Origin of the sequence: Morganella sp. Je.2.23 (assembly GCF_051129855.1) — a bacterium.
Taxonomy (GTDB): Bacteria; Pseudomonadota; Gammaproteobacteria; order Enterobacterales; family Enterobacteriaceae; genus Morganella; species Morganella sibonii.
Genome location: NZ_JBCPSQ010000002.1, coordinates 166,085 through 183,057 on the forward strand (window position 1 = coordinate 166,085; position 16,973 = coordinate 183,057).

14 protein-coding genes are annotated in these 16,973 nt (G+C 49.9%); 7 read left to right on the plus strand and 7 right to left on the minus strand.

Annotated features, from left to right (window positions below):
• Positions 1–2: 2 nt before the first annotated feature.
• The 7 genes from AAZR23_RS11270 to AAZR23_RS11300 all read right to left on the minus strand — a co-directional run bounded on the left by AAZR23_RS11270 (position 3) and on the right by AAZR23_RS11300 (position 7,413).
• Complete coding sequence (locus tag AAZR23_RS11270) at positions 3–335, minus strand: cytochrome o ubiquinol oxidase subunit IV (protein WP_004236445.1); 333 nt, start codon at positions 333–335, stop codon at positions 3–5.
• On the minus strand, positions 335–949 hold the full coding sequence (locus AAZR23_RS11275; RefSeq protein WP_107678502.1) for a cytochrome o ubiquinol oxidase subunit III: 615 nt from the start codon (positions 947–949) through the stop codon (positions 335–337). Before AAZR23_RS11275 ends, AAZR23_RS11270 begins: the two co-directional genes overlap by 1 nt.
• Positions 939–2,930 (minus strand): cytochrome o ubiquinol oxidase subunit I, encoded by a 1,992-nt coding sequence (gene cyoB / locus AAZR23_RS11280; protein ID WP_046893159.1) that lies wholly within the window; start codon positions 2,928–2,930, stop codon positions 939–941. Before cyoB ends, AAZR23_RS11275 begins: the two co-directional genes overlap by 11 nt.
• Positions 2,931–2,933: 3 nt before the next feature.
• Positions 2,934–3,893, minus strand: a complete 960-nt coding sequence (gene cyoA, locus AAZR23_RS11285; protein WP_046893160.1) for a cytochrome o ubiquinol oxidase subunit II — start codon at positions 3,891–3,893, stop codon at positions 2,934–2,936.
• Between the two features lie 357 nt (positions 3,894–4,250).
• Positions 4,251–5,009 carry an outer membrane protein OmpK gene (locus AAZR23_RS11290; RefSeq protein WP_434692653.1) on the minus strand — a complete coding sequence of 253 codons (759 nt, stop codon included), beginning with the start codon at positions 5,007–5,009 and terminating at the stop codon, positions 4,251–4,253.
• Between the two features lie 241 nt (positions 5,010–5,250).
• Entirely contained in the window at positions 5,251–6,738 is a 1,488-nt protein-coding gene (ampG, locus tag AAZR23_RS11295; protein WP_166708474.1) for a muropeptide MFS transporter AmpG, read from the minus strand.
• Between the two features lie 93 nt (positions 6,739–6,831).
• The gene (locus AAZR23_RS11300; RefSeq protein ID WP_371005018.1) at positions 6,832–7,413 is read right to left on the minus strand and encodes a YajG family lipoprotein; all 582 of its coding nucleotides are present in this window, start codon (positions 7,411–7,413) and stop codon (positions 6,832–6,834) included.
• Positions 7,414–7,591: 178 nt separating this feature from the next.
• Here AAZR23_RS11300 and bolA point away from each other — a divergent pair, with 178 nt between their 5' ends.
• From bolA to ppiD, 7 genes are all read left to right on the plus strand, one after another.
• Positions 7,592–7,921, plus strand: coding sequence for a transcriptional regulator BolA (gene bolA / locus AAZR23_RS11305; protein ID WP_247717267.1), 330 nt, complete (start codon positions 7,592–7,594; stop codon positions 7,919–7,921).
• A gap of 270 nt (positions 7,922–8,191) precedes the next feature.
• Entirely contained in the window at positions 8,192–9,502 is a 1,311-nt protein-coding gene (tig, locus tag AAZR23_RS11310) for a trigger factor (RefSeq protein WP_046893165.1), read from the plus strand.
• Between the two features lie 259 nt (positions 9,503–9,761).
• Complete coding sequence (clpP, locus tag AAZR23_RS11315; protein WP_046893166.1) at positions 9,762–10,382, plus strand: ATP-dependent Clp endopeptidase proteolytic subunit ClpP; 621 nt, start codon at positions 9,762–9,764, stop codon at positions 10,380–10,382.
• A gap of 109 nt (positions 10,383–10,491) precedes the next feature.
• Positions 10,492–11,772, plus strand: coding sequence for an ATP-dependent protease ATP-binding subunit ClpX (gene clpX, locus AAZR23_RS11320; protein WP_004236456.1), 1,281 nt, complete (start codon positions 10,492–10,494; stop codon positions 11,770–11,772).
• 193 nt (positions 11,773–11,965) lie between these two features.
• Positions 11,966–14,323, plus strand: a complete 2,358-nt coding sequence (gene lon / locus AAZR23_RS11325) for an endopeptidase La (protein ID WP_046893167.1) — start codon at positions 11,966–11,968, stop codon at positions 14,321–14,323.
• Between the two features lie 220 nt (positions 14,324–14,543).
• Positions 14,544–14,819: a nucleoid-associated protein HU-beta gene (gene hupB / locus AAZR23_RS11330; RefSeq protein ID WP_004240390.1), complete on the plus strand. Its 276-nt coding sequence runs from the start codon at positions 14,544–14,546 to the stop codon at positions 14,817–14,819.
• Positions 14,820–14,976: 157 nt separating this feature from the next.
• Positions 14,977–16,845 carry a peptidylprolyl isomerase gene (ppiD, locus tag AAZR23_RS11335; protein WP_166708471.1) on the plus strand — a complete coding sequence of 623 codons (1,869 nt, stop codon included), beginning with the start codon at positions 14,977–14,979 and terminating at the stop codon, positions 16,843–16,845.
• Positions 16,846–16,973 lie beyond the last annotated feature (128 nt).

The following is a 16,973-nucleotide window of genomic DNA, read 5'->3' on the forward strand; positions in this document are numbered from 1 at the left end:
TCTTAATCAACCATCATATTGATGTTCAGGTTGTACATAATCCACAGTGAACCCACGACCACGATACCGATAATGAGGAGCGTAAACAGGAACGCAATCAGGTTCCAGCGCTCTTCAGACGCGGTATTCATGTGCAGGAAGCACACCAGGTGAACAAGAATCTGAACAACAGCAGTAATCACAACAGTCGCCAGCAGTACAGACGTTGAGGCGGTTCCCTCAATCACCATATAGAACGGGATGACTGTCAGAATGACCGACAATATAAAGCCGATCAGATAGGTTTTCACACTACCGTGGCTTGCCCCGGTACCGGCTGTATTTGAATGACTCATTACAGTGCCCCCAACAGATAAACAACGGTGAACACACAAATCCAGACCACGTCCAGGAAGTGCCAGAACAGGCTTAAGCAGTTCAGACGGGTTTTATTCACCTCGGTCAGTCCGCGGCGGCTGGTCTGGATGATCATGATAATGATCCAGATAAGGCCGGCAGTGACGTGAAGACCGTGTGTTGCCACCAGGGTGAAGAAACCGGACAGGAAGCCGCTGCGATCCGGGCCGTAACCTTCGCTGATTAATTCATGGAATTCGTAAATTTCCATCGCCACGAAGCCGAGGCCGAACAGGAATGTCACAAATAACCACAGATTAACCTGACCCACCTGATTGCGGTTCATTGCCAGCATGGCAAAGCCGTAGGTGATACTGCTGAATAACAGCAGGAAGGTTTCCACCAGTACAAACTGTAAGTTAAAGATTTCTTTGCCGGACGGTCCGCCGGCGGTGCCGTCTTTCAGCACCACATAAATGGCGAACAGACTCGCAAACAGAATCAGGTCACTCATCAGATAGACCCAGAATCCGAAGACCTTGGTCGCACCTGCATCGTGATGCCCATGATTATCATGGGCGTTATTATGTTGAGTCAGGGTATTAGTTGACATTATCCACACCTGCCTTGCTCAGTTGTTCGTAGTGGGCGTTTTCGATTTTTTCGACTTCAGCCACAGGAACATAGTAATCCACATCTTCGTCGAAGCTTTTCACAATCCAGGTGACGATCATGCCGGCGAAACCGACAATCGCGAGCCACCAGATATGCCAGATCATGGCGAAACCAAAGATCAGGCTGAAACCGGCGATAATCACACCTGCTGCCGTGTTTTTCGGCATATGAATTTCTTCATATTTTGCAGGGCGTTTATGGGCGGTGCCTTTTTCTTTCATATCCCACCACTCATCACGGGACTGAACATCCGGCACTTCAGCGAAGTTATAGAACGGCGGAGGTGAAGAGGTTGCCCACTCCAGTGTGCGGCCGCCCCACGGGTCACCGGTGACGTCACGGTTCTGGTTGCGGTCACGGATACTGACATAGAACTGAATGACCTGGCACAGAATACCGACACCGATGATGGCCACGCCGACGGCTGCGATTAACAGCATAGTGTGGAAAGTCGGGTCAATGTTCTGGCTGATACGGCGGGTCATTCCCATGAAGCCCAGCACGTAAACCGGCATAAAGGCAACAAAGAAACCGATGAACCAGCACCAGAATGCACGGACACCCCATTTTTCGTTCAGGGTGAAACCGAACGCTTTCGGGAACCAGTAAGCGGTACCGGCGAAGCATCCGAAGACCACACCACCGATGATGACGTTATGGAAGTGTGCAATCAGGAACAGACTGTTATGCAGGACAAAGTTTGCGCCCGGTACTGCCAGCAGAACCCCGGTCATACCACCGACGGAGAAGGTGATAATAAAGCCGACCGTCCAGAGCATCGGGGTTTTGAACTCGATACGGCCCTGATACATGGTAAACAGCCAGTTGAATATCTTCACCCCGGTCGGAATGGAGATGATCATCGTGGCGATACCGAAGAAGGCGTTGACGTTTGCACCGGAGCCCATGGTAAAGAAGTGGTGCAGCCAGACGATAAAGGACAGAACCGTAATCGCGATGGTTGCCCATACCAGTGAGGTATAGCCGAACAGGCGTTTTTTCGAGAATGTCGCAGTGACTTCAGAGAAGACCCCGAAGACCGGCAGAACCAGGATATAGACTTCCGGGTGACCCCATGCCCACACCAGGTTGATGTACATCATCATGTTGCCGCCCATATCATTGGTGAAGAAATGGGTGCCCATGTAACGATCAAGGGTCAGACCGGTTAAGGTCACGGTCAGAATCGGGAACGCGGCGATAATCAGGATGTTGGTACAGAATGCCGCCCAGGTAAAGACCGGCATTTTCATCATCGACATACCCGGTGCGCGCATACGCAGTACGGTGGCGAAGAAGTTAACCCCGGTCAGTAAGGTACCGATACCGGATATCTGAAGACTCCACAGCCAGTAATCGACCCCGACGCCCGGGTTATATTCCAGTCCCGACAGCGGCGGATAGGCCAGCCAGCCGGTCTGTGCAAATTCCCCGATACCCAGAGAGAGGTTCACCAGGATCACACCGACCATAAAGAACCAGAAGCTCAGGGAGTTCAGGAACGGGAAGGCAACGTCACGTGCGCCGATCTGTAACGGCACGACCAGGTTCATCAGGCCGACAACAAACGGTGTCGCCACGAAGAAGATCATAATAACGCCGTGGGCGGTAAAGATCTGGTCGTAGTGTTCAGGCGGCAGGAATCCGGCTTCACCGGCAGACGAAAGGGCCTGCTGGGCGCGCATCATAATGGCGTCAGCAAAACCACGGATCAGCATCACCATTGAAACGATGATGTACATAATACCGATTTTTTTGTGGTCAACAGTTGTTAACCATTCAGTCCATAACCACGTCCATTTGCGGAAGTAGGTGATAAGACCGACAAGTGCAGCACCACCCAGAATGATACCCAGTACCGTAATAACAACGATAGGCTCATGCAGGGGGATGGCATCCAGTGTTAATTTTCCGAACATGCTTTACCCCTCATTCCCGGCATGAGCTGCAGGCGTATGGCTGCTGTGTTCATCTGCGCTCATGTTCATCATTGAATGGCTTTCGCCTTCCTGTGTCTTTCCGGCACCGTGGCCGCTGTGACCAAATTTGTTAATGGTATCCACAAACAGGTTTGGTTTGACAGTTGAGAAATAGACAACCGGGTTATTCACACTCGGTTTTGCCAGCGCGTCAAACGCTTCGGTGGTGTTCAGGGTGTCCGGTGAGGCTTTCACCTTCGCAACCCACTCATCAAAGGCTTCGCGTGTCGGTGTGGCTGTGGCGGTAAATTTCATGTCAGAGAAACCGTGACCGCTGTAACTGGCAGAAATGCCTTTGTACACGCCCGGCTCTTCAGCAATCAGATGCAGTTTGGTCTGCATACCTGCCATTGCATAAATCTGTCCGCCTAACTGCGGGATGAAAAATGAATTCATCACAGAATCAGAGGTGATTTTGAAATTGACAGGAACACCGACAGGGAATGCGATCTCATTGACAGTAGCAATACCTTGATCCGGATAGATAAATAACCATTTCCAGTCCATTGAGATAACCTGGATGGTGACAGGCTCCTGGTCACTGACCAGTGGCTTGTACGGGTCCAGTTCATGGGTGGTTTTCCATGTAATGGTACCCAGGATCAGAATGATAATAATCGGAACAGTCCAGACGACCAGCTCAATTTTATTGGAATGCGCCCAGTCAGGACGGTAAGTTGCTTTCTGGCTTTCCCGGTAACGCAGGGCAAAAACGATTGCCATGATAATGACCGGAATAACCACAATGAGCATCAGACCAATGGCGGTTAAAATCAGTGTTTTTTGCTCAGCACCGATAGTGCCTTTCGGGTTCATCAGTGCCATATCGCATCCGCCCAGCAAAAGTGCAGATGCGAGCAGCGAGATTACCCCAATACTCTTTTTGTAGTTCATAAGTCTCATCCAACGACCCCAAAAACAAAGGTACTTAAGTACTCTTGTCGTTTCATCAGTCCGCACATATTACGGCAAGGTAAGATCAGTGTAAATATATGTAATAAGATTGGTTGGTTTGTTGCCTCTTTATGTTAAAAGGATCACAAGTAATCCGATTTTTGTTAATTCGTGAAATAAAAATCACAAATTTAACAATCACGAGACAAATTTATATTTAAGCTTAGATTAAGGAAGGAAATACCGAAAGGATGAGACACTGATTATTACACTTTATGTGATGTAATGGTGAAAATTTTTTGTTCAGAAACAGTTTCTTGGTAAAAATACGGAGGGTTTTTGCCCTCCGCAGTGAAAAAATGTGATCTAGAAGTTATATTTTATGCTGTAAACCACAGCCTGCTGGTAGAAATCTTCACCCAGTTTGTTATCCGCATAGCGGTACTGAATGCCGGTTGTTACTGACGGAACCGGTGTCCACCATAAGGCCAGCGCACCGTTGACACCGTCGCGCCCGCCGTTGCCGTAGTGTTCGTTACGGTTCAGCTCAATTTCGTTCCAGTTGGTGATACTGAATTTTTCATCCCACAGGTTAAAGTCATAACCGGCAACCCAGCCGAGGACATAACCGTTGTTACCGCTGTAAAATGTTTGATCAACATAGTGCAGCGCCGCAAATGGTTTGAACCATAATCCGTTGAATTCGGTGTTATAACCGATACCGTACAGGGTGTTTACTTCATGGAAGTTACCACCGTTGCCCGGCAGGGAATAGGTACCGTAAACATGGCCGTAAGCGTTAAAACCGGTATCACCCAGGTAGATACGTGCGGTGGATTTGAAGGTGTAACGCTGGTTATCTCCGGCATCGGAATCGTTTTTACTGTTGAATGCATTCTCGAGGTCGAAGAAACCGTAGAGCTCACCCCAGGTAAAACCGGCACCGCCCTCAAGCTCCAGATACGCAAAGTCATCTTTATGCGAGCTGTTACCGCTCTTGTGGGTGGTATGCGGAGTCCAGTCCAGATAGTTCATGCTGACGTTAGCAAATCCCCACTGATATTCAGCCTGCGCAGAAAACGCGGCGGTTGCAGCGATCAGGGCTGCAATAGTCGTTTTTTTCATAATTTTTTAGCTGTTTATTTGGTCGTTAAAGAGTAAAGAAGTCAGAAGTAACAGCGCGAATATAGGCCGGGGGCACAAAAAGGAAAATGGGTGATGTGATGTATTTGTGGTTTTGAATGTAATTTCAAGAAATAAATTACAGAAATTGTGACCAATGTCTAAAGTCAGGAATAAAAAAAGCCGGTTAAAACCGGCTTTATAAACTTTTGATTGAATTTTTTCTGATATTCGTGACAGCCGATCAGGCCAGTTTATCGCGGCGAAGTGCACAATAATCGAGCAGCCCGCCGAGGAACAACCCGGCAATACCGATATTCAGGCCGTAAATAAACAGGTCACCTTTCAGCGTATCCGGAATAAAGCCCGGGGTCAGTTCAAATACACCGGTCAGCAGGAGGATCAGGCTGGCGGTGAACAGCACGGCTGTTATCCCCAGCAGCGACATCGCCGTCCGGTAGCCGTTGCGGAAGTGCCGCCTCGGCAGAAACTGCTCCGTTTTCTGAGTGTAAAGCAATGTCTTGCGGCACAACATCAGCAGCAGCAATCCCGGAACAGCGGCAAACACAGTGAACAGATAGAACCAGCTCCAGTTGTAGGTTTCCACCATCCAGCCGGCAAAAGGCCCGGTATAGACACGGCCGACCGCTGACAGCGCGGAGAGCAGGGCAAACTGCGTGGCGGAGAATGAGCGGTTACAGAGCGTCATCAGCAGGGCGACAAAAGCCGCTGTCCCCATCCCGCCGCAGATATTTTCGATAAACACCACACCGCCCATCATATAGATATTTTGTGGTGTGACGGACAGCACCCAGTAGCCGAGGTTGGAGAATCCCTGCAAAATCCCGAAAAACATCAGTGACTTAAACAGGCTCCAGCGCTGCATCAGATAACCGCCGTACAGGGCACCGACAATCGTCGCGGCCAGCCCCAGGGTTTTGTTGATAAGCCCCACTTCATCAGGACCGAACCCGGCGCCCCGGATCAGAAACGGCGTGCTGAGTGTCAGGGCAAACGCATCACCCATCTTGTAAAGCACAATCAGCAGTAACAGCAGCCAGGTATTATTGCGGGAGAAAAACTCGGCCAGCGGTTCCCGTACCGCTTCACGCAGTGTGCGCGGCGGCGGGGCATCGGTTTCCGGTTCTTTCGCTATCAGCGTGGCGAACACACCGATCAGCATCAGTCCCGCCATCAGCAGGTACATATTCTGCCAGCCGGTATAGCGGTGGGCGATAAACAGTGCCAGCCCGCCGGAGAGCAGCATTGCAAGCCGGTAACCTAAGGTTGATATTGCCGCCCCGGTGCCGCGATCTTTCGCGGACAGCAGGTCGGTTTTATAAGCATCAAAAATGATGTCCTGTGATGCGGAGCAGAAGGCGACTATCGCCGCTGCCGCAGCCAGCCACCAGAGGTGTTCCGTCGGTTTCAGCATCCCCATACCGGCAATACTGACAACCAGCAGGAGTTGTGTGGCGATCATCCAGCCGCGGCGGCGTCCGAGGAACGGCAGCTGATAGCGATCCATAAACGGCGCCCACAGGAACTTAAAAACATAGGCCTGGCTGACAAGGGTGAAAAAGCCGATGGTTCTGATATCCACGTTTTCGACGGTGATCCAGGCCTGGAGTGTGCCGCTGGTCAGCGCCAGCGGCAGTCCGGATGCGAAACCGAGCAGTAAAAGAATACGGGCATTACGCTGGCTGTATGTCGCCCAAATACTCCGGAGCATGATTATCCTCACACACCGCAGGCTGCGGTGCATTCACAGTGACTGAAAACAGCAGGCCGCCCGGCGTTATCCGGCTGCGGGCGGCACGGCAGATTAGTAGCGGGTATTTTGCTTAATGAACTGGCTGATTTGGGTATCCAGAGCCATGTCCGCGACGATATCGCTGAGTGCGCGGTTAAAGGCATCAGTGATTTTTTCGTTACTGGCACTGAACGGTCCCTGCACATTATAACTGGTGCGGAATGTCCGGCTCTTTGTGCTGTTATTCTGCGCGGTGGCCAGAACGGTAATATCGATATTGACGGTGATATTATGGCGGACACTGCCTTCCTGCACATCTGCCTTAAAGGTATTGATGGCGATCTGCACATTAGCGTTTGCCGGTGACCCAATCATAAAACCGCGTGCGGTCATCTGTTTTTCCAGGGTTTCCTGCATCAGGAAACGCAGGTCACGGGACGGACGCAGCTGTGCCAGCTGGCCGTTACGGCTGAATTCAGCCAGTGTCTGCGAAGAGCGCTTGTCGACACCGGTAATCGAAATAGTGGCGGCACCAAGAGTCGGGTCCGCAGACGGTAATTTCATCACCGGTTCAATAGACAGGGTGTTGGACGGCGCCTGACACCCGGCCAGTAAAAGCATTGCGAACAGCGGGAGGAGGTATTTTTTCAACATAATATGAATCCGTTACAGGTTGTTGAAGTCAGCCACAGCACCGGATCAACGCCGGGGTGTGAGTGTTCGGCTTAACGCATGATGATAATCGGCTTTATCCGTGAATGGTATGGATTTTGATAAAAAACTCACTACACTGGGCTTTCTCTGAAAGCCAGTATTGACCGGAAGGATAGTTATGTCGGCATCATTTCCTGCTGTGATGCAGCAGCGTATTGAAGAAAAACTGAATCATGCACTTGTCCCTCATTATATTGATGTGGTGAATGAGAGTGGTCAGCACAATGTTCCGGCAGGATCGGAAACCCATTTTAAGGTGGTGGTGGTCAGTGAGACTTTTGCGGGGATGCGCCCTGTTGCACGTCACCGTCATATGTACACCCTGCTGGCGGATGAACTGGCGGGCGGGGTTCACGCGCTGGCGCTGCATACTTATACCCCGGATGAGTGGAATCACAGTCAGGGTCAGGTGAATCCGTCCCCGCGCTGCCACGGTGGCGGAAAGTAAGCGGCTTGTTGGGTGAAAAAGCAGCGTACAGCACAAAATTTAACAGAAAAAGAGTGAATTTCAGACTCTTTTGTCTGCACTTCTCGACGCGGCCTGTCAGCATCGCTATAATGTCGCGTCTGAAATTCCGTATGGTTTCGGGACGCTTCTGAATATAAGGGAACTCGGTTTTTAAATGCGACCGCCCCGGTTCATTATCGTTTCACACAGGCATCGGGCCGGTGTGAGATCTGGAGTTGACCGAGCAATAGACTTTTTTGAGGTAATAAGATGCAAGTTTCTGTTGAAACGACTGAAGGCCTTGGGCGTCGTGTATTAATCACCGTTCCTGCAGCCGACATTGACAAAGAAGTAAATAAACAATTAGCTGAAATCGCCAAAAAAGCACGTATCGACGGTTTCCGTAAAGGTAAAGTGCCGCATAACATCATCAAACAGCGTTACGGCGATGTGGCGGTTCAGGATGCACTGAGCGACCTGATGTCACGTAACTTTGTCAGCGCGATCATCGAAAACAAAATCAATCCTGTCGGTGCACCGGACTATAAAGTCGATGAGCCGTACAAAGAAGGTCAGGATTTCACTTACACTGTTGAGTTTGAAGTCTTCCCTGAAGTTGAGCTGAAAGGTCTGGAAACAATCGAAGTTGAAAAACCGGTTGTTACCGTTAAAGACGAAGATATCGACGGTATGGTTGAAACTCTGCGTAAGCAGCAGGCTGAGTGGAAAGTCATTGAAGGCGCGGCAAAAGCTGACGATCGCATTACTATCGACTTCACCGGTTCTGTTGACGGCGAAGAGTTCGAAGGCGGCAAATCATCTGATTTCGTCCTGGTCATGGGCCAGAACCGCATGATCCCGGGCTTCGAAGACGGTGTTGTGGGTCACAAAGCCGGTGAAGAATTCGAAATCGACGTCACTTTCCCTGAAGATTACCACGCTGAAAACCTGAAAGGGAAAGCAGCGAAATTCGCTATCACCCTGAAAAAAGTGGAAGAGCGCGAACTGCCGGAAATGACTGAAGAATTCATCAAACGTTTCGGTATCGGTGACGGTTCCCTGGAAGGTCTGAAAGCGGAAATCCGCAAAAATATGGAACGCGAACTGAAAAATGCAGTACGCAACCGTATCAAATCCCAGGTTATCGATGGTCTGCTGAAAGCAAACGAAATCGATGTACCGAAAGCGGCTGTTGACAGCGAAATCGAAGAACTGCGCCGTCAGGCGGCACAGCGTTTCGGCGGCTCTGAAAAACAGGCGATGGAACTGCCTCGCGAACTGTTTGAAGGTCAGGCTAAACGCCGTGTTATGGTTGGTCTGCTGTTAGGTGAAGTGATTTCTTCTAACGAACTGAAAGCTGAAGATGATCGCGTTAATGCACTGATCGAAGAAATGGCATCAGCGTACGAAGATCCGGCTGAAGTTGTAGAATACTACAACAAAAACAAACAGATGATGGACGGTATCCGTAATCTGGCACTGGAAGAGCAGGCTGTTGAGACTGTTCTGGCGAAAGCAAAAGTGACAGATAAAGAAACCGGCTTCACTGACCTGATGAACCAGGTTCAGGCAGCAGGTTAATCCTCTCTCTTTGTGAACGGCCGAAGGCTGTTTATCTGATTAAAACCGCAGGCAATGTATATTGCCTGCGGTTTTTTTGTCATTTCTGACAATATTCCTTGAAAACTGCGGTGGTTATCCCCCATATTTGCCATACAGGGTCTCTGCCGGACAGCGTGTGCATGATCGAATCGCGTATAGCGCATGGTCATCTCACCGGATCTCAAGTAAAATAACCGGTATCCGCCAGGCACCAATAAAATTCAATCAGGAGATGGACATGTCATATCACGACAATCAGGATACTTTCGCACCCAACATGGCGCTGGTGCCGATGGTTATCGAGCAGACTTCACGTGGTGAACGCTCCTACGATATCTATTCCCGTTTATTAAAAGACCGTATTATCTTTTTAACCGGTCAGGTTGAAGATCATATGGCAAACCTGATCGTGGCACAGTTACTCTTCCTGGAAGCTGAGAACCCGGAAAAAGACATCAGTCTTTATATCAACTCACCGGGCGGCGTGATCACCGCAGGGATGTCTATTTATGACACCATGCAGTTTATTAAACCGCAGGTCAGCACCATCTGCGTAGGCCAGGCCTGCTCAATGGGCGCTTTCTTACTGACGGCAGGTGCGCCGGGCAAACGTTACTGTCTGCCTAACTCCCGCGTGATGATTCACCAGCCGCTGGGCGGCTATCAGGGACAAGCTACTGATATTGAAATTCATGCTCAGGAAATTCTGAAAGTGAAAGCGCGCATGAATGATTTATTAGCTCACCATACCGGTAAATCCGTTGAGGAAATTCAGCGCGATACCGAGCGCGACCGCTTCCTGTCCGCGACAGAAGCGCAGGAATACGGTCTGGTTGACCATATTTACACACACCGGTAAGTAACACCGGTACTGCCCGTATTCTGCCGGGTGGCAGGGTACAGCGGTGCTGTGATATTTTTTTGCAGCTCACGGGTTGTGAGCTGTACTGATTAAGTGAGGTTTACTGATGACAGACAAACGCAAAGACGGTTCAGGAAAGCTGCTGTACTGCTCTTTCTGCGGAAAAAGTCAGCATGAGGTTAAAAAACTGATTGCCGGCCCGTCAGTGTATATCTGTGATGAATGCGTTGATTTATGCAACGATATTATCCGTGAAGAAATTAAAGATCTGATCCCGGCCCGGGGCAGTGAACGCAGTGAACTGCCGACTCCTCATGAAATTCGTCAGCACCTCGATGATTATGTCATTGGTCAGGAACTGGCTAAAAAAGTGCTGGCAGTCGCGGTATACAACCACTACAAACGTCTGCGCAACGGCGATAAAACCGCTGACGGCGTGGAACTGGGTAAAAGTAATATCCTGCTGATCGGCCCGACCGGCAGCGGTAAAACCCTGCTGGCTGAAACACTGGCCCGCTACCTGGATGTGCCGTTCACAATGGCGGATGCGACCACACTGACTGAAGCCGGTTATGTGGGCGAGGACGTGGAAAACATCATTCAGAAGCTTTTACAGAAATGCGACTATGATGTGGAGAAAGCACAGCGCGGTATCGTCTATATTGATGAAATCGATAAAATCTCCCGCAAATCAGATAACCCGTCGATTACCCGTGATGTGTCCGGTGAAGGCGTTCAGCAGGCGCTGCTGAAACTGGTTGAAGGTACGATTGCAGCTGTTCCGCCGCAGGGCGGGCGCAAACATCCGCAGCAGGAATTTTTACAGGTTGATACCTCGAAAATTCTGTTTATCTGCGGCGGGGCATTTGCCGGTCTGGATAAAGTGGTCGGCCAGCGTCTGAACACCCGTTCCGGTATCGGTTTCGGTGCGGAAGTACGCGGCGAGAAAGACAAAGCAACGGAAGGTGAATTACTGGCTCAGGTTGAACCGGAAGATCTGATCAAATTTGGTCTGATCCCGGAATTTATCGGTCGTCTGCCGGTGGTGGCAACGCTCGGTGAACTGAGTGAAGATGCGCTGATTCAGATCCTTCAGGAGCCGAAAAACGCATTAACCAAACAGTATCAGGCACTGTTCAGCATTGAAGATGTTGAACTGGAGTTCCGCCGTGAAGCACTGATTGCCATCGCGAAAAAAGCGATGAACCGTAAAACCGGTGCCCGTGGTCTGCGTTCCATCGTTGAGGCGGCATTGCTCAACACAATGTATGATTTACCATCGATGGAAAATGTTGAAAAAGTGGTTATTGATGAGAACGTGATAACCAATCAGACCGAACCGATGCTGATTTACCGTAAACCGGAAGCTCAGGTTTCCGGCGAGTAACGGAAAGTTAGCGCAGTTGTTATCAATATTAACCAAATGAGGGAATTTTCCCTCATTTTGCTTTTCTTACTAAATAAAGTGTTGAATGTGAGAAATGCATCCCCATATATTGATCATTCTATGGAGTGGAACCCGTGATAACGCGTTTCACGACGTTCCCAACAAGGCGTAAGCTAAACGAAGAGAGTGCTCTATGAATCCTGAGCGTGCTGAACGCATTGAAATCCCGGTACTGCCTTTGCGCGATGTGGTGGTCTACCCCCACATGGTTATTCCTTTATTTGTCGGGCGCGAAAAATCTATCCATTGCCTGGAAACAGCGATGGATATGGATAAAAAAGTGCTGCTGGTTGCACAAAAAGAAGCGTCAACGGATGAACCGGGCGTCAATGATTTATTTTCCGTCGGGACAGTCGCGTCTGTATTACAGATGCTGAAACTGCCGGACGGCACCGTAAAAGTGCTGGTCGAAGGCCTGCAACGTGCGCATATCAAAACATTAAGTGACAACGGTGATTTCTTCTCTGCCCAGGCAGAGCTGATGGAATCCCCTGTTGTGGACGAGCGTGAGCAGGAAGTACTGCTGCGCACGGCGATCAACCAGTTTGAAGGCTATATCAAACTGAATAAAAAGATCCCGCCGGAAGTCCTGACCTCCCTGCACAGTATCGAAGATGTCGCCAAACTGGCTGACACTATCGCTTCCCATATGACACTGAAATTACAGGACAAACAGTCTGTACTGGAAATGGCAGATGTGGTTGAGCGTCTCGAGTATCTGATGGCGATGATGGAATCGGAAATCGATCTGTTACAGGTTGAGAAACGCATCCGTAACCGCGTCAAAAAGCAGATGGAAAAAAGCCAGCGCGAGTACTATCTCAATGAGCAGATGAAAGCTATCCAGAAAGAACTGGGTGAGATGGATGACGCGCCGGATGAAGCGGAAGCGCTGAAACGTAAAATCGAAGAAGCGCAGATGCCGAAAGAGGCAAAAGAGAAAGCGGAAGCTGAATTACAGAAACTGAAAATGATGTCCCCGATGTCTGCGGAAGCGACTGTTGTCCGCAGCTATATCGACTGGATGGTTCAGGTTCCGTGGGTTAAGCGCAGCAAGGTGAAAAAAGACCTGATTAAGGCGCAGGAAATCCTCGACAGTGACCATTACGGCCTGGAGCGGGTGAAAGAGCGTATCCTTGAATATCTGGCGGTTCAGAGCCGTGTCAGTAAAATCAAGGGGCCGATCCTGTGTCTCGTCGGACCGCCGGGGGTGGGTAAAACCTCACTGGGACAGTCTATTGCCCGTGCAACCGGCCGTAAATATGTCCGTATGGCGCTGGGCGGCGTACGTGATGAAGCGGAAATCCGTGGTCACCGTCGTACCTACATCGGTTCTATGCCGGGTAAACTGATCCAGAAAATGGCAAAAGTCGGTGTGAAAAACCCGCTGTTCCTGCTGGATGAAATTGACAAAATGTCATCGGATATGCGCGGTGATCCGGCCTCCGCACTGCTTGAGGTGCTGGATCCGGAACAGAATATCGCGTTTAACGATCACTACCTGGAAGTGGATTACGATCTGTCCGACGTGATGTTTGTCGCGACGTCCAACTCCATGAATATTCCGGCACCACTGCTGGATCGTATGGAAGTGATCCGTCTGTCCGGTTATACGGAAGATGAAAAACTCAACATCGCCAAACGTCACCTGCTGCCGAAGCAGATTGAACGTAACGCGCTGAAGAAAACCGAGCTGCACATTGATGACAGTGCGATCCTCGGCATCATCCGTTATTACACCCGTGAAGCCGGTGTGCGCGGACTGGAGCGTGAAATCTCCAAACTGTGCCGTAAAGCGGTGAAACAACTGCTGATGGATAAAACACTGAAACACATCGAAATTAATCAGGATAACCTGAAAGATTACCTCGGCGTGCAGAAAGTGGATTACGGCCGTGCAGACACTGAAAACCGCGTGGGTCAGGTAACCGGTCTGGCGTGGACAGAAGTCGGTGGTGACCTGCTGACCATCGAAACCGCAGCGGTTCCGGGCAAAGGAAAACTCTCCTACACCGGTTCACTGGGTGAAGTGATGCAGGAATCTATCCAGGCAGCGTTAACCGTGGTACGTGCCCGTGCGGATAAATTAGGGATCAACAATGATTTCTATGAAAAACGTGACATTCACGTCCACGTTCCGGAAGGCGCAACACCGAAAGACGGCCCGAGTGCCGGTACCGCGATGTGTACCGCACTGGTTTCCGCACTGACCGGTAACCCGGTACGTGCTGATGTGGCGATGACCGGGGAAATTACCCTGCGTGGTCTGGTTCTGCCTATCGGTGGTCTGAAAGAAAAACTGCTGGCAGCACACCGCGGCGGCATTAAGACTGTTCTGATTCCTGATGAAAACCGCCGCGATCTGGAAGAAATTCCGGATAACGTAAAAGCGGATCTGGATATTCATCCGGTTAAAACAATAGATGAAGTTCTTTCACTTGCCTTAGTGAATCCTGCTTTCGGCATGGAAGTGGTAAGTAAAAAAGCGTAGGAAATAGTGACCTGCGTCAAGAAGTTCAGATAAATAAAGGGCTGACAGGTACTTTCGGACTTGTCAGCCTTTTTTTGTCCCGCTAATTTAGCGAACATTCTTACGAAATATGCGAAGTCTGCAATCTTGCCAAGAGCGAAAAGGCTTGATATAACGGCTGTGGCTGTCAGGAACATACTTCGTAAATCCGGGCCGAAAATTCTGAAAGGGGATGATAATAGTGAATAAGTCACAATTGGTCGATAAAATTGCTGCAGACGCTAATATTTCTAAAGCTGCGGCTGGTCGCGCGTTAGATGCAATTATTGGTTCAGTAACTGATTCTCTGAAAGGCGGGGATGATGTGGCTCTGGTTGGTTTCGGTACTTTCACTGTTCGTGAGCGCGCAGCACGTACAGGCCGTAACCCGCAGACCGGCAAAGAGATCAAAATCGCCGCAGCGAAAGTCCCGGCTTTCCGTGCAGGTAAAGGTCTTAAAGACGCAGTAAACGGCTGAGTTTTTCCTCAGGCACCGGGATATTTATCTGTCCCGGGCACAAAAACCGTATAAAGCTAAACAGGAAGCGCATCAGAATGATGCGCTTTTTTTTGTTTTAGGGCATAATTTCCCCTGACCTGATTTTTCTTTTACCAAAGCGGAGTTTGGATTTCTTATGATGGAAAACCTGCGCACAGCGGCGAACAACCCTGTGATTAAAATTGTCTTCGCCATCATTATCCTGTCATTTATTCTGACAGGTGTCGGTGGTTACCTCGTCAGCGGTTCTAACTATGCTGCCAAAGTGAACGATACTGAAATATCGGTCCAGCAGTTAGAGCGCGCCTTCCAGGAAGAGCGTAACCGCCAGCAGGCTCAGCTGGGTGACCTGTTCTCGCAGTTAGTCAGTACCGAACAGGGTGTTAAACAGATTCGTTCTCAGGCGCTGAACCAGATGATCGACACCATTCTGCTGGAACAGTATGCACAGAAATTAGGCATCACTGTCAGCGATGAGCAGATCATTAACGCGATTCGTCAGGAACCTGATTTTATGGTTAACGGTCAGTTCAGCCAGGATGCTTACGGCACGTTCCTGTCCCGTAACGGTATCACGGGTGACGCCTATGCAGCCTATCTGCGCAAGCAGATGATTCAGGCTCAGCTGGTTCAGCCGTTTGTACGTGATTCGTTTGTGCTGGATTCTGAAGTGACCAATGCCGCAGCGGTTTTACTCCAGTCGCGCACTATCCGTACCGCAACACTGGATCTGGCTTCCGCACAGGAAAAACAGACCGCAACCGATGAAGAGCTGCAGGCTTATTACGCGAAGAATAAAAACAATTTCATCGCACCGCAGGCGTTAAAAATCAGTTTTGTTGAGCTGGATGCCGCAAATATCCAGGACAACACCAGCGTTACGGAAGAACAGATTCAGGACTACTACGACAAAAATATCCCTCGCTTCACCGTGCCGGCAAAAGGCGAGTACAGCCAGATCATGCTGGCGACGGAAGATGATGCCAAAGCCGTACTGAATGAACTGAAAAACGGGGCAGATTTCAAAACCCTGGCAAAAGAAAAATCCACCGATAAACTGACTGCCCGTAACGGCGGTGTGATCGGCTGGATGGAAGATGCCGCGCTTATCCCTGAAATCAAAGATGCCGGGCTGAAAGCTGCCGGTCAGGTTTCAGAAATCCTGAAAGTGGATAACGGCTACGCAATTTTCCGTCTCGATGTGTATGAGCCGGAAACCGTTAAACCACTGGCGGATGTGAAAGACGAAGTGACCCGTCTGGCGAAAGGCGAAGCCGCAAGCAAAGCGTTCTTTGACCTCCAGCAGAAAGCCAGTGAAGCCGCAGCGAATGATAACGAATCCCTGATGGGTGTTGAGCAGGCGACAAACGTTAAAGCCGTACAGACCGACTGGTTTGCACTGAATAACCTGCCGGACGCGATCAACTATCCGGAAGTGTTAAAAGCCTTAACGGAAAACGGACTGTTTGATGAGAAAGGGCCGTCCGGTGCTAACTCTGATATCATTACTGTCTCCGGTGATCGTGCATTTGTTGTCCGTGTTGATGAGTACCGTCCGGAAGCAACAGAGCCGTTTGAGAAAGTAAAATCTGATATCAGCGCGCTGGTCAAACGCGGTAAAGCTGAAGCCGCACTGAATGCGGAAGCGGATAAACTGCTGGCGGCACTGAAAGAAGGTAAAGGTGACGCGGCGTTAACAGAAGCCGGTGTGAAATTCGGTGCAGAACAGACCGTTCAGCGCCTGAATCCGTCAGATCCGGTTATCAATGCTGCCTTTACCCAGCCGCATCCGGCGGACGGTAAACCGACCTACAGCCGCACCATTGACGGCAAGGGCAATATTGTTCTGATTCAGCTCGATAAAGTCACTGCCGGTACTGCAACCGATCAGGAAAAAACTGAGCTGCGCACAGTATTGCGTCAGCAGATGGCATCCACTGAACTGGAATCATTACTGCTGAACCTGCGTGCCAACGCAGATATTGATGTGAGAAATATGGACTAAAATTTTTCGATCTGTACCGAAAAATAAAATGTCGTGTTACATCTCCCGAAAGGCTGCGTTCGCAGCCTTTCGCATTTCTGTTCTGAAAATCCCCCGGCAGAAAAAATTTTTGCGACACTCCGCTTTGT

What these genes read in the sequence shown, in the direction of transcription:
- clpX (WP_004236456.1), top strand. Translation starts at nt 10,492, where the DNA reads ATGACAGACAAACGCAAAGACGGTTCAGGAAAGCTGCTGTACTGCTCT.
- ppiD (WP_166708471.1), top strand. Translation starts at nt 14,977, where the DNA reads ATGATGGAAAACCTGCGCACAGCGGCGAACAACCCTGTGATTAAAATT.
- AAZR23_RS11270 (WP_004236445.1), bottom strand. Translation starts at nt 335, where the DNA reads ATGAGTCATTCAAATACAGCCGGTACCGGGGCAAGCCACGGTAGTGTG.
- lon (WP_046893167.1), top strand. Translation starts at nt 11,966, where the DNA reads ATGAATCCTGAGCGTGCTGAACGCATTGAAATCCCGGTACTGCCTTTG.
- AAZR23_RS11275 (WP_107678502.1), bottom strand. Translation starts at nt 949, where the DNA reads ATGTCAACTAATACCCTGACTCAACATAATAACGCCCATGATAATCAT.
- bolA (WP_247717267.1), top strand. Translation starts at nt 7,592, where the DNA reads ATGTCGGCATCATTTCCTGCTGTGATGCAGCAGCGTATTGAAGAAAAA.
- AAZR23_RS11290 (WP_434692653.1), bottom strand. Translation starts at nt 5,009, where the DNA reads ATGAAAAAAACGACTATTGCAGCCCTGATCGCTGCAACCGCCGCGTTT.
- tig (WP_046893165.1), top strand. Translation starts at nt 8,192, where the DNA reads ATGCAAGTTTCTGTTGAAACGACTGAAGGCCTTGGGCGTCGTGTATTA.
- clpP (WP_046893166.1), top strand. Translation starts at nt 9,762, where the DNA reads ATGTCATATCACGACAATCAGGATACTTTCGCACCCAACATGGCGCTG.
- ampG (WP_166708474.1), bottom strand. Translation starts at nt 6,738, where the DNA reads ATGCTCCGGAGTATTTGGGCGACATACAGCCAGCGTAATGCCCGTATT.
- cyoA (WP_046893160.1), bottom strand. Translation starts at nt 3,893, where the DNA reads ATGAGACTTATGAACTACAAAAAGAGTATTGGGGTAATCTCGCTGCTC.
- cyoB (WP_046893159.1), bottom strand. Translation starts at nt 2,930, where the DNA reads ATGTTCGGAAAATTAACACTGGATGCCATCCCCCTGCATGAGCCTATC.
- AAZR23_RS11300 (WP_371005018.1), bottom strand. Translation starts at nt 7,413, where the DNA reads ATGTTGAAAAAATACCTCCTCCCGCTGTTCGCAATGCTTTTACTGGCC.